The 12462-nt window shown below is 67.9% G+C and carries 15 protein-coding genes; 11 read left to right on the top strand and 4 right to left on the bottom strand.

All coding sequences use genetic code 11. The annotated features are described in order from the left end of the window. Nucleotide 1 precedes the first annotated feature (1 nt). Nucleotides 2-364, bottom strand: a complete 363-nt coding sequence (locus NC4_RS25800) for a hypothetical protein (RefSeq protein ID WP_067543159.1) — start codon at nt 362-364, stop codon at nt 2-4. 180 nt (nt 365-544) lie between these two features. Here NC4_RS25800 and hemL point away from each other — a divergent pair, with 180 nt between their 5' ends. The 9 genes from hemL (at nt 545) to NC4_RS25760 (ending at nt 8851) form a co-directional block, all read left to right on the top strand. Next, entirely contained in the window at nt 545-1900 is a 1356-nt protein-coding gene (gene hemL / locus NC4_RS25795) for a glutamate-1-semialdehyde 2,1-aminomutase (protein ID WP_067543155.1), read from the top strand. 398 nt (nt 1901-2298) lie between these two features. Next, nucleotides 2299-2904: a histidine phosphatase family protein gene (locus tag NC4_RS25790; RefSeq protein WP_067543501.1), complete on the top strand. Its 606-nt coding sequence runs from the start codon at nt 2299-2301 to the stop codon at nt 2902-2904. After that, a complete protein-coding gene (locus NC4_RS25785) occupies nt 2901-3554 on the top strand; it encodes a TlpA family protein disulfide reductase (RefSeq protein ID WP_067543152.1) in 654 nt (217 codons plus the stop codon). Before NC4_RS25790 ends, NC4_RS25785 begins: the two co-directional genes overlap by 4 nt. Nucleotides 3555-3559: 5 nt before the next feature. Continuing rightward, nucleotides 3560-4432 carry a cytochrome c biogenesis CcdA family protein gene (locus tag NC4_RS25780; protein WP_084529797.1) on the top strand — a complete coding sequence of 291 codons (873 nt, stop codon included), beginning with the start codon at nt 3560-3562 and terminating at the stop codon, nt 4430-4432. Further along, nucleotides 4432-6066 (top strand): cytochrome c biogenesis protein ResB, encoded by a 1635-nt coding sequence (resB, locus tag NC4_RS25775; RefSeq protein ID WP_067543147.1) that lies wholly within the window; start codon nt 4432-4434, stop codon nt 6064-6066. Before NC4_RS25780 ends, resB begins: the two co-directional genes overlap by 1 nt. After that, the gene (ccsB, locus tag NC4_RS25770) at nt 6066-7037 is read left to right on the top strand and encodes a c-type cytochrome biogenesis protein CcsB (RefSeq protein WP_067543144.1); all 972 of its coding nucleotides are present in this window, start codon (nt 6066-6068) and stop codon (nt 7035-7037) included. The genes resB and ccsB overlap by 1 nt, the downstream gene beginning before the upstream one ends. Nucleotides 7038-7148: 111 nt before the next feature. Beyond that, nucleotides 7149-7493, top strand: a complete 345-nt coding sequence (locus NC4_RS25765; RefSeq protein ID WP_067543141.1) for a hypothetical protein — start codon at nt 7149-7151, stop codon at nt 7491-7493. 141 nt (nt 7494-7634) lie between these two features. Next, nucleotides 7635-8039, top strand: a complete 405-nt coding sequence (locus tag NC4_RS43175; RefSeq protein ID WP_245721913.1) for a hypothetical protein — start codon at nt 7635-7637, stop codon at nt 8037-8039. Next, nucleotides 8000-8851, top strand: a complete 852-nt coding sequence (locus NC4_RS25760; RefSeq protein WP_245721912.1) for an aminoacyl--tRNA ligase-related protein — start codon at nt 8000-8002, stop codon at nt 8849-8851. The genes NC4_RS43175 and NC4_RS25760 overlap by 40 nt, the downstream gene beginning before the upstream one ends. A gap of 41 nt (nt 8852-8892) precedes the next feature. Here NC4_RS25760 and NC4_RS25755 read toward each other — a convergent pair whose 3' ends face one another. Further along, nucleotides 8893-9669 carry an alpha/beta fold hydrolase gene (locus NC4_RS25755; protein ID WP_067543138.1) on the bottom strand — a complete coding sequence of 259 codons (777 nt, stop codon included), beginning with the start codon at nt 9667-9669 and terminating at the stop codon, nt 8893-8895. A gap of 112 nt (nt 9670-9781) precedes the next feature. Between NC4_RS25755 and NC4_RS25750 the strand changes: the two genes are divergently transcribed. After that, nucleotides 9782-10345, top strand: a complete 564-nt coding sequence (locus NC4_RS25750; RefSeq protein ID WP_218021292.1) for a TetR/AcrR family transcriptional regulator — start codon at nt 9782-9784, stop codon at nt 10343-10345. Here NC4_RS25750 and NC4_RS25745 read toward each other — a convergent pair. Further along, on the bottom strand, nt 10342-10797 hold the full coding sequence (locus NC4_RS25745) for a MarR family winged helix-turn-helix transcriptional regulator (RefSeq protein WP_218021291.1): 456 nt from the start codon (nt 10795-10797) through the stop codon (nt 10342-10344). The genes NC4_RS25750 and NC4_RS25745 overlap by 4 nt on opposite strands. A 143-nt stretch (nt 10798-10940) precedes the next feature. Here NC4_RS25745 and NC4_RS25740 point away from each other — a divergent pair, with 143 nt between their 5' ends. Continuing rightward, nucleotides 10941-12032, top strand: coding sequence for an alkene reductase (locus NC4_RS25740; protein ID WP_067543132.1), 1092 nt, complete (start codon nt 10941-10943; stop codon nt 12030-12032). Here NC4_RS25740 and NC4_RS25735 read toward each other — a convergent pair whose 3' ends face one another. Beyond that, nucleotides 12033-12419 carry a RidA family protein gene (locus tag NC4_RS25735; protein WP_067543129.1) on the bottom strand — a complete coding sequence of 129 codons (387 nt, stop codon included), beginning with the start codon at nt 12417-12419 and terminating at the stop codon, nt 12033-12035. Nucleotides 12420-12462 lie beyond the last annotated feature (43 nt).

Genomic DNA, 12462 nt, shown 5'->3' with positions numbered 1-12462 from the left:
CTCAGCGCCAGTTCTGGTAAACATCCAGCACACGACCGCCGCGGGTGCCGGGGAAATTGAAGAAGACGACGACGCTGCCATCCGGGTGTGCGGCCGCCTCCATCACCACCTGTCGCAGCGAGGCGTGCACGCCGCCATTCTCGTCCTTGTAGATCTGCGTCTCCGGATGCAGTCCCGCGCCCATGCGATTCAATGGCACAACCATGCTCACCAGCGCCGGAATCGGCCCGCTCGCAATGGCGGCGGTTTCGTCGTGCGACAGCTGCACCCCGATCCGCCCCTGATCGAGCTGCGGAATCGGCACACCCGCCGCTGCTTCCCCCGCGCCCGCCAGTGTCAGCAGTCCCGCGCCGAACCTCCGCATACCGTCCCTCCCTCTCGTCGGATGCCGCCTCTGCGCCGAGAGATTACGCATTAGCAACCTGTTAGCGATCAATCTCGGCGGAATCTGTCCACGGCGTGTTGCCGTGTGCCGCTGTGGGTGAAGCCACTCGACTACACCCTGTCGTCGACGGGGGTTCGGGCGGCTGAGAGACTGGGTTCCGTGGCTTCTTCTCCGCGTGTGACCCAGGCGTCGGTGCCGGTCTCAGCCCAACTCTTCGAACGTGCCGCGGCGGTCATTCCGGGTGGCGTGAATTCGCCTGTGCGGGCCTTCAATTCCGTGGGCGGTACGCCGCGGTTCATCGCGTCCGCGCAGGGGTACACGCTCACCGATGCCGACGGCAACGAGTACGTGGACCTGGTGTGCTCGTGGGGTCCGATGATTCTCGGGCACGCGCATCCGGCGATCGTGGAGGCCGTGCGGCGGGCCGCCACGAGCGGGCTGTCCTTCGGTGCGCCGACCGCGGCGGAGATCGAGCTGGCCGAGGCCATCGCGGCGCGGGTGGAACCCGTGGAGCGTGTGCGGCTGGTGAACTCGGGCACCGAGGCCACCATGAGCGCGGTCCGGCTGGCGCGCGGATTCACCGGGCGCTCCAAGATCATCAAGTTCAGCGGCTGCTACCACGGGCACGTGGACGCGCTGCTCGCCGACGCCGGATCCGGCGTGGCCACCCTCGGCCTGCCCACCTCGCCCGGCGTGACCGGCGCGCAGGCGGGCGACACCATCGTGCTGCCCTACAACGACCTCAAGGCCGTGGCCGCCGCCTTCGCCGCCAATCCCGGCCAGATCGCGTGCGTCATCACCGAGGCCGCCGCGGGCAATATGGGCGCGGTCGCGCCGCTGCCGCCGGAGGGCACGCTGCCCGGCTTCAACCAGGGCCTGCGCCAGCTCACCCGCGACAATGGCGCGCTGCTCATCATGGACGAGGTCATGACCGGATTCCGGGTCAGCGCCGCGGGCTGGTACGGCCTCGACGGCGTGGCCGGGGACCTCTACACCTTCGGCAAGGTCATGAGCGGCGGGCTCCCGGCCGCGGCGTTCGGCGGGCGCGCCGACATCATGAACCACCTGGCCCCGATCGGGCCGGTCTATCAGGCGGGCACTCTCTCCGGTAATCCGGTCGCCGTGGCGGCGGGCCTGGCCACGCTGGGCAATGCCGACGCCGAGGTGTACGCGGCCCTGGATCGCAATGCCGAACGACTCGGCGCGCTGTTCACCGAGGCATTGAGCGCCGAAGGCGTGGCGCACCAGGTGCAATTCGCAGGCAATATGGTGAGCGTGTTCTTCGCCGAGAACCCCGTCACCGACTATGCCGCCGCCAAGGCCAGCCAAACCTGGCGCTTCCCGGCCTTCTTCCACGCGCTGCTGGACCACGGCGTCTACGCCCCGCCCAGCGCCTTCGAGGCATGGTTCGTCTCCGCGGCACTCGACGAGAATGCTTTCGATCGCATCGCCGCCGCCCTCCCCGCCGCCGCGCGCGCCGCGGTGGCCGCCACCCCCGAAGGATCCGCCGCGTGAGCTCCACTCCCGATAACGGCCAGCCCGCACCAGCCTCCGCACCGGCCCCGATCACCCCGGCCGACGCCGTCCGCCTCCTGGAATCCATTCGCCAGGCCGAAGAGGAGCTCGCCGAGACCGGCGAGCCGATCGCGGTCACCCCCGAGGCCGAAACCGCAACGCCCGCAACCGAATCGCCTGACCAGGCCGCGCTGGATACGGAGAATTCCACCGCCGCTGAGCAGTCGGCGGCGGGTGACGCCGAGGAGCATGCGGCGGATGCCTGGCAGACCGCTGCGGTCGAGATCGAGCAGTCGGCGGCGGAGTCCGCCGAGGATACGGGAGATTCCGCGCTGGCGGCCAGCGGTGTGCTGCTGCCGGGGGACGTGGCCGACGATGCCGAGACCATCGTGCACGTCATGCGGCACGGGGAAGTGCACAATCCCAAGGGGATTCTGTACGGGCGGCTGTCCGGCTTCCAGCTGTCGGTGGCGGGACGGGCGCAGGCGCAGGCGGTTTCGCGATCGCTGGCCGATCACGACATCGCGCTGGTGGTGGCGTCGCCCTTGCAGCGCGCGCAGGAGACCGCGGAACCCATCGCACTGCAGCACGGCGTGCTGATCCGCACCGATGACAATCTCATCGAGGCCGGGAACACCTTCGAGGGATTGCGGGTTTCGGTCGGCGACGGCGCGCTGCGCAAGCCCCGGCACTGGTGGAAGCTGCGGGATCCGTTCACCCCGTCCTGGGGCGAGCCGTATCTGCAGATCGCGCATCGCATGCTGGCCGCCGTCAACAAGGCGCGGGTGGAGGCCGCGGGGCGCGAGGCCGTGCTGGTCTCGCACCAACTGCCGGTGTGGACGCTGCGGCGCTTCCTGCAAGGGCAGCGGCTGTGGCACGATCCGCGCGCCCGGCAGTGCTCGCTCGCATCGTTGACTTCCCTTGTCTACCAAGGCGATACGTTGATCGACATCGTGTACTCGGAACCGGCGGGGGCTTCGGATCCCAAGGTGACGGGAGCATGAGACCGGCCATCGCGTCCCGGCCCGGCGCTCCCGTATCGCGTGAATCGCGGTTCCGGCGCACGGTTTCGGCACTACTGGCGAGCATCTGCGCGGTGGCGGTGCTCGCCGGTTGTACGACCGCCGGGAAGGACGCGGTGGCACAGGGCGGGACCTTCGATTTCGTCTCGCCGGGCGGCAAGACCGACATCTTCTACAACCCGCCGCAGTCGCGGGGGACCATCGGGAAGCTGTCCGGGCCGGATCTCATGACCGCGGGCAAGACCACCTCGGTCGAGGACTTCCCCGGCAAGATCGTGGTGCTCAATCTGTGGGGCCAGTGGTGCGGGCCGTGCCGGGCGGAAGCGCCCGCGCTGGAACAGGTTTACGAGGAGTACCGGGACAAGGGCGTAGCCTTCCTGGGCATCAATGTCCGGGACAATCAGCAGGACAAGGCGCAGGACTTCCTCACCGACAACAAGGTCGGCTACCCCTCCATCTACGACCCGTCCATGCGCACCCTGCTCGCGCTCGGCGGGAAGTTCCCCACCAGCGTCATTCCCACCACCATCGTGCTCGACAAGCAGCATCGGGTGGCGGCGGTCTTCCTGCGGGCGCTGCTCGCCGAGGATCTGCGACCGACGCTCGACACCCTCGTGGCGGAGCAGTCGTGAACGATGTGACAGTGCTTGCGGGCGTGGGGGAGTCCTTCCAGCAGACCGCCGCCACCGGACCGCTGCTGCTGGCGCTCGGCGCCTGCGTGCTGGCCGGATTGGTGTCGTTCGCCTCGCCGTGCGTGGTGCCGCTGGTGCCCGGCTATCTGTCGTATCTGGCGGGCGTGGTCGGTGCGGAGGCGCCGCCGGTGACGGTCGCGGAAGCCAAGCGCACCGCGATGGAGGAGCCAGCCGGCCGGCTGTCCGTTGAGGGTGGCGGTGGGCGACGGGTGGGCATCGAGAAGAATCGCGACCGGTTGCGGGTCGCCGGGGCGGCCGGATTGTTCGTCGCCGGATTCACCGTCGTGTTCACGCTCGCCTCGGTGACCGTTTTCGGCGCCATCCAGGTGCTCAACGTCAATCGTGAACTGCTGCAACGGGTCGGCGGCATTGTCACCATCATCATGGGTCTGGCGTTCATCGGCCTGATCCCGGCTTTGCAGCGGGATACCCGCATGGAGCCGAAGCGGCTCAGCGGGCTGGTCGGCGCGCCGCTGCTGGGCGCGGTGTTCGCGCTCGGCTGGACGCCGTGCCTGGGTCCGACCCTGTCCGGTGTCATGGCCGTCTCCGCGGGCACCGAGGGCACCACCGCCGCGCGCGGCGTCGCCCTCATCGTGGCCTACTGCCTGGGGCTCGGGCTGCCGTTCGTCATCCTGGCCTTCGGGTCGGCGACCGCGCTGCGCGGCGTCGGCTGGCTGCGCCGCAATTCCCGCACCATTCAGGTGATCGGCGGCATCCTGCTGGTGGCCGTCGGCTTCGCCCTGGTGACCGGAGCGTGGGACCAGTTCGTCTCCTGGGTCCGCGACGCCTTCGTCTCGAATGTGACCCTCCCGATCTGATGACCGTGACCACCGAAACCCCCGCCGCCCCCGCCCGCCCGCCGCGCCAGTCGTTGCCGCGCAAGGTCTTCGCGGTCCTGCGCAATACCTGGCGCGGGCTCACCAGCATGCGCACCGCGCTCATGCTGCTGTTCCTGCTGGCGCTGGCCGCCATTCCGGGCGCGCTGCTGCCGCAACGCAGCCTGAACCAGTCGAAGGTCGACGAATACATCCGCAACCGGCCCACGCTCGGGCCGTGGATGGACCGGTTCGAACTGTTCGACGTGTTCTCCAGTTTCTGGTTCACGGCAGTCTACGTGCTGCTGTTCGTCTCGCTGGTGGGCTGCATCCTGCCGCGCTGCTACGACCACTACAAGGCGCTGCGCACGCCGCCGGTCAAGGCGCCGCGCAATCTTTCCCGGCTGCCGCACCACTATTCGGGGGCGGACGCCGCGAGCGCGGACGAGGTCGTCGAGCGGGCGCGCAAGGAACTGCGCGGCTGGCGGACGGTGGTGCAGCCGAGCGCTCGCGACGGCGAGGTGACGCTGTCCGCGGAGAAGGGGTACACCCGCGAGGCGGGCAATCTGGTCTTCCATCTGGCGCTGGTCGGGCTGCTGGCGGCCGTGGCGGCGGGCAAGTTGTTCGGCTACGAGGGCAATGTGGTCGTCATCGCCAATGACGGGCCCGGATTCTGCACGACCTCGCCCGCCGCGTTCGACTCCTTCCGCGTGGGCAATGTCAACGACGGCACCGGGCTGACGCCATTGTGTGTGCGGGTCAAGAACTTCAAAGCCGACTATCTGCCCAACGGGCAGGCCGAGATGTTCACCTCCGATATCGCCTATCAGTCGGGTGCGGATCTGGCATCGGACACCTGGCAGGACACCACCATCAAGGTGAATCATCCGCTGCGTGTCGCCGGTGACCGGATCTACCTGCAGGGTCATGGTTTCGCGCCGAAGTTCACGGTGACCTTCCCCGATGGGCAGACCCGCACCGAGGCCATCCAATGGCGGCCCGACGACGCCACCACCTTCCTGTCCTCGGGCGTGCTGCGCATCGATCCGCCGGGCGGCATGTATCCGAACGAGGACGAGCGGCGTAAGCATCAGATCGCCATCCAGGGCCTGTTCGCGCCGACGGCGCTGCTGCACGGTTCGCTGCTCACCTCGGCCTTCCCGTCCATGACCGATCCCGCGGTGGCCGTGGACATCTATGTCGGCGACACCGGCCTGGACACCGGCCGCGCGCAGTCGCTGTTCTCGCTCGATCCGGAGATGATCAAACAAGGCCGGTTGGTGAAGGAGCAGCGCGTCAATCTGAAGCCGGGTGAATCGGCGAGCCTGTCCGACGGCACCAAGGTCACCTTCGACGGCGCCGAGGAATTCGTGAACCTGCAGGTCTCCCACGACCCGGCGCAGCAATGGGTGCTGATCAGCGCGCTCACCATGATGGCCGGGCTGCTGGTCTCGCTGCTGGTGAAGCGCCGCCGCATCTGGCTGCGCGCCTACCCGGACCCCGGCGTTGCCGCCGATGGAAAACGACGTACCGTAGTAGAGATGGGCGGATTGGCCCGCACCGACCAGGCTGGCTGGGGTGGCGAATTCGACCGATTGCGTGAACGGCTGCTGACCGAGAGCACTGGAGACAAGTAATGCCGATCGACGAGACCCTCGCCGCCTACAGCGATCTCGCCTTCAAGTCGGCCATGGTGGTGTACGCGCTGGTCACCATCATGCTGATCTGGCAGTTCGCCACCCGCACGGTGAACGAGCGCGAACTGGTGACCGTCGGCGGTGGCGCTTCCGACGCACCGGCCGATCCGGCCGCGCCCGGCAAGGTCACCGCCGTCCCCCAGACGCCGTTCCCCGAACGCCTGGGCAATATGGCTTTCTCGGTCCTGTTCGTCGCCTTCGGCCTGCATCTGGTCTCGATCATCCTGCGCGGCTTCGCCACCCACCGCTTCCCGCTCGGCAATATGTACGAGTTCGTCACCATGGCCTGCGCCGCCGCGGTCTTCCTCGGTCTCGTCCTGCTCCGCGACCAGCGCTACCGCGGCATGTGGGCCTTCCTGCTGGTCCCGGTCCTGATCCTCATGTTCCTGGCGGGCACCGTCCTCTACGCCGACGCGGCCCCCGTAGTCCCCGCCCTGAAGTCCTTCTGGCTCCCCGTCCACGTCACCATCGTCTCGGTGGGCAGCGGCGTCTTCCTCGTCTCCGGCGTGGCCAGCATGCTGTTCCTCTACCGCCTCCGCCAGCCCGCGGGCTCGGAATCGAAGTCCTTCCTCGGCACCCTGGCCGCCCGCCTCCCCGACGCCCAAACCCTGGACCGCCTCGCCTACCGCACCACCATCATCGGCTTCCCCCTCTTCGGCGCCGGTGTAATCCTCGGCGCCATCTGGGCCGAAGCCGCCTGGGGCCGCTTCTGGGGCTGGGACCCCAAAGAAACCGTCTCCTTCATCGCCTGGGTCCTCTACGCCGCCTACCTCCACGCCCGCGCCACCTCCGGCTGGCGCGACACCAAGGCCGCCTGGATCAACATCGCAGGCTTCATAGCCATGCTCTTCAACCTCTTCATCATCAACATGGTGGTCAGCGGCCTGCACTCCTACGCAGGCCTCAACTAGCCCCTGGAACTTGGGCCAGGCATCGGTCGCCAACGAGATTCGCGCTTACGGCGAGGGGGTTTCGCGCGATGAGTCGGGTGGCAAGGCCATCACCAAGTAGGAGGGGTTGCATTGCGCTACAAGCCGACGGCGTTGGGGTATGTGAACGTCGAAGTTTCCGGGATGAGCCGACTCTGGGATGAGAGCCGAATTCGGGAGGTCGCCGAGCGGCTCGGATACGACTTCGCTCGGATGGTGGTTTTCGACCCGAAAGCGGGGCGGCCGCCGTTGGCGCAGCTCAAGGCGCTAGCAGCGCGGCTCGATGCCGCGGCGGTGATCGTGCCGGGGCTCGAGCATTTCGCGGGTGGGCGGGTGCCTGCTTCGCTGGGCGAGCAGCTCGATGTGGTCACCGTGAGTCCGGAGCAGACCTTCGCGCGGCGGGAAATTCCGTTGTCCGGTGACAGATTCCAGGGGTAGCGTGGCGGGCGTGCAGCGCGCATTCGTCACTACGACGCCGGACTACGTCCCGGCGCGCTGAACTATGTTCTGATCGAAGCCCCGGGCGAGTGCCCGGGGCTTTTTCGCGTGGTCACTCGCCCTCGTCTGGAGGAGAGACACGTGTACGACCATCGCAAGCTGGGGCGGGAGCTCGGGTTGTTCGATACCGATCCGCTGATCGGGGCGGGACTGCCGTATTGGCTGCCGGATGGCGCTGTGGTGCGGCACAGTCTGGAGGAGTACATCCGGACCGCGGAGCGGCGGGCGGGGTATCGGCATGTGTACTCGCCGGTGCTGGGGAAGCGGGAGCTGTACGAGATATCCGGGCATTGGGGGCATTACCGGGACGATATGTATCCGCCGATGGAGGTGGGGGCGGAGCAGGTGGTGTTGCGGCCGAGTCTGTGCCCGCATCACGCGGTGATGTATCGGTCCCGGTCGCACAGTTATCGGGAGCTGCCGCTGCGGATGGCCGAGCTGGGGCCATGTATCGGTCCGAATTGTCCGGGGCGCTGGGCGGTTTGACCCGGGTGAGGTGTATCCAGCTCAATGACGCGCACATTTTCTGCACCCTCGATCAGGTCGGCGACGAGGTCGCCGGTGCGCTGGAGATGATCGGCGCCGCGTATCGGGCCTTGGGTATCGAGGAGGCTCGGTACCGGCTGTCGCTGCCCGGGTCCGATGGGAAATATGTCGCGGCGCCGGAGATGTGGCAGCGAGCCGGGAAGCTGTTGAGCGAGGCGCTCGACCGCGCCGGAATCGGCTACGAGGCGGTCGAGGGCGAGGCGGCGTTCTACGGTCCCAAGATCGATGTCCAGGTGCGCGATCACGCGGGGCGGGAATCCACCCTGTCCACCGTGCAGGTCGACCTCCACCAACCCGAGCAGTTCGACCTGCACTATGTGGGCGCGGACGGCGGTAAGCACCGTCCGGTCATGGTGCACCGCGCCATCATCGGCAGCGTCGAGCGGGCCGTCGCGCATTTGATCGAGCTGCACGGCGGCGCTTTCCCGGCCTGGATGGCGCCGGTTCAGGTGGCGGTGCTGCCGGTGTCCGAAGCCGAGGAGGCGGTGGCCGACGAAGTCCGAAAGCGTTGCCTCGCAGCCGATCTACGTGTGCAGGTGATCCACGCCGAGGAAGGCAGCCTCGGCGCGCGGGTACGCGCCGCGCGCCTGGCGCCGTACCAGTTCGTCATCGGCCCGGCCGAGAGCGCGAATGGCGATGTGGCAGTGCGACTGCGGGACGGACGACGGTTGCCTGCACAACCCGCCGACAATGCGATAGCCCGCATCCGGGCGCTGGTGGACAACCATCAGACCCGGTTGTGGATCGACTGACAGCGGCCGACGGCGGCGGGAGATCCCGCCGCCGGGCGCGGTCAGGCAATGAATTCCTTGGTGAGCTGGACGATCCGGGCCGGGTTCGCGAACCAGTCCATGTGCCCCTCGCCCTCGATCTCCACCAGGCGGCTGCCGGGCACGGCGGCGTGTAGTCGGCGGGAACCGGCGATCGGGGCAACCTGGTCGCCGGTGAATCCGATAATGAGTGTAGGAATCGTGATGCGCGGCAGCAGGTCTCGCACATCCGCGTTCGCAGCCGCGACGATCTGACGGGAAAGACCGTGCGGCCACTCGTCTTTCAGTGACGCCGCGAGACCCTCGTGACCAAATATGTCCAGTGTCGCGGGGCCGAATCCCTGCAGGGTGGCGAAGCGCTTGAACAGGTCGAAGTCCGCGACGTAGAGGTCGCGCCAGAAATCGAAGTTGAATTTGTCGTGCGGCCCCCCGGTGTGCGGGAGTCCGCCGACCAGAATGAGTCGGCGCACCAGGTCCGGCCGGGTGGCCGCGACCGTGACCGCGACGGCCGCGCCGAGGGAGAAGCAGAGCAGGTCGACCGGGCCGTCGACAGCCTGCTCGATCGCGCCGGAAACCTGCCCGGCGAAGATCTCGAGGCCGAGTTCGCCGCCGTCGTCGGTGGTGCGGCCACTGCCGGACAGATTGGGCCGGATGACGGTGTGGCTGTCGTGGAAGGAGTCCACGATATTGCCGAAGGCCCGCTGGGCGTCGCCGCCCGCGCCGTGGACCAGCGCTAATCCCGGGCCGCCGCCGTCGAGTTCGTAGTGGACGACGCTGCCGGGGATATCGGCGAAGGGCATGGGGTACTCCCGTCTTTCCAGTGAAACGGCACGTGCCGTGCCGCCGGGAGAGTGTGCGTCGGAGATCGGAGCCTTGTCAACACGGCACGTGCCGTGCCGTAGCATGGCCGGGGTGACCGATCGCACCGCCGCCATCCTGAAGGTGACGCTCGACCTCGCCCAGGAGGTCGGCTACGCCAAGCTCAGCATCGAGGGGATCGCCGCGCGCGCCGGGGTCGGCAAGCACACGGTCTACCGGCGCTGGCCGTCCAAGGGCGCGCTGTTCCTGGATGCACTGCTGTCCTCGATCGAGGAGGACCTGAGTTATCCCGACACCGGTGACGTCGTCGCCGACCTGCGGACCCAAATGCTCAGCGCCACCAATGTCTTGGCGCGTCCCCCGTACAACACGTTGTACGCCGCGCTGGTCGGCGAGGCGCAGCACGATCCCGCCATTGCGAAGACCCTGCACGAGCGGTTCATCGAACCGCAGGCGCGGCGCACCATCGATCGATTGTGCTCGGCGCAGGAAAAGGGCCAGCTGCCACCGGATCTCGATCTGGAGATGGCGCTGACGGTGCTCTACGGCCCGCTGTACTTCATCTTCCTGCTCACGCCCGAGACCTTGTCCGCCGACCATGTGAACAGGTTGCTCGACACCGTGTTAACCATCGGTTTCCGGGTGACCGGAAGCTAGTCGGCCGTACGGAGATTCGCTTCCACCTTGCGCAGTAGCCGGAGCAGCTCGGTGCGCTGGCGGTCGGAGAGTCCGAGTGTGGTGGCTTCCTCCAGTTCGCCCCAGATGCGCTCCACCTGTGAGCGTAGCTTCGCGCCGTCCGCGGTCAGTGACACGATCATGACCCGGCGGTCGTTCGGATCCGGCGTGCGGACGATCAAGCCGTCGCGCTCCAGGGTCTTCACCTTGGCCGTAATGGTGGAGGGGTCGAGGCCGAGCGCCTTGCCGAGTTCGGCCTGCGATTGACCGTCGCGATCCCACAGCGCCATGAGCAGCAGTTCGGGGCCGGGGGTGAGGCCCGCCCCGCGCAGCAGCCCCGCGGCCGTGGTCATGTGCGCTTTCGCGGCGCGGGCGATCATCAGGCTGATCGGGCCGTGTTGCGCCGACATCGACGGTAGATCGGGCGCGGCCACCGCACTCCTTCCGGTCACTTACTTGGCGGGCCAAATATTACCGGTCTCGGATCCGGCCCTCGGAATACGCGGGCGGGCCGCGCGGTTTGGATAGTTTGCATACCAAGTAATACTCTTGGGATACCAACCAAAACAGGGGAATCATGTCGCAGCCGGAAACCGACGCCCTGTTCGACCCGATCGCCGTCGGCACGCTGGATCTACCGAACCGCCTGGTCATGGCGCCCATGACCCGTAGCCGCGCCCAGGACGGACTGGTCGGCGAGAGCACCGCGGAGTACTACGCCCAGCGGGCGGGCTCGGGCCTGATCGTCACCGAGGGCATCCAGCCCGGCGTGCTCGGCCAGGGCTATATCCAGACCCCGGGCCTGCACAATGCCGAGCAGGTGGCGGCCTGGCGCAAGGTGACCGACGCCGTGCACGCGGCGGGCGGGCGGATCTTCGCTCAGCTCATGCACACCGGCCGGGTCGGCCATCCGGTGCTGTACCCGAATGGCGAACTGCCGCTCGCCCCTTCGTCGATCGCCTCGGGCGGGCAGCTGTTCACGCCGGAGGGCATGCTGGAGCATCCGGTGCCGCGTGCGATAACCCGCGACGATATCGCCGACGTGGTCCGCGAGCACATCGACGCGGCGCGCAATGCGGTCGACGCGGGCTTCGACGGCGTCGAATTGCACGGCGCCAACGGCTATCTCATCCACCAGTTCCTGGCCGACGGCAGCAATGCGCGCACCGATGAATACGGTGGCGCGGCGGGCGATCGCATTCGCTTCGCCGTCGAGGTCGTCACCGCCGTCGCTGATGCCATCGGCGCGGAGCGCACGGGTTTGCGCATCTCCCCGGCGGTCACTCTCAACGGCATCACCGAAAGCGATTCGGCCGAACTGTATCCCGCGCTCCTGCGTGCGCTGGCCGCGCTGCCGCTCGCCTATGTGCACGTCATGGAAATGGGCACCCGTGAGCTGACCCTACTCGTCCGCGCCGCATGGCCGGGAACGCTGATCCTCAATCCGCACCCGGTCTATCCGAGCGTCCCGGCCACGCCCGAGCCGGGTGCACAGGCCCTCGCCGCCGGAATCGCGGACGCCGTCTCCCTCGGCTCCTACTGGCTGGCCAATCCGGACCTGCCGACCCGTATCCGAGTCGGCGGCCCCTACAACACCGCGGACCGCGCCACCTTCTACGGCGGCGACGACCGCGGCTACACCGATTACCCCACGCTGCCGCAGCCCTGATCAGGCCGCCGCGACCGCCTCGATCTCGACCAGCCACTCGCTCACCAGCGTCTGGACGACAATCGACGTGGTCGGAATGACGCGCCCGTTCAATGCCTCCACCCGCGCCTTCGCATTGGTGTCGGCATAGGCGGGATCCCGCAGATACGCGGTGGTCCGGACAATATTGTCGACGGTCATATCCGCCGCGGCGAGAATGCGGCGGATATTCGACCAGATGAGATCCAGCTGTTCCTCCAGCGTCGCACCGGGCTCGCCCTGTTGGTCGAGCCCCATGGTGCCCGAGATGAACAGCAGCCGCTCGGCCCCGCGCACCTCGTGTGCATGGATGTAGTCATCGGTGGCGGGGTAGATCCCATCGGTCGGATTACGTGGCAAGAGCTCCATTGCTCCGATCCTGCCACCCGGCGAAGCACCTTGGGCAGGAACG

The organism is Nocardia crassostreae (assembly GCF_001613405.1).
In the GTDB taxonomy this organism is placed as follows: domain Bacteria; phylum Actinomycetota; class Actinomycetes; order Mycobacteriales; family Mycobacteriaceae; genus Nocardia; species Nocardia crassostreae.
Note: the sequence above shows the minus strand (reverse complement) of the source record. Positions and strands in the feature narration are given on the sequence as shown.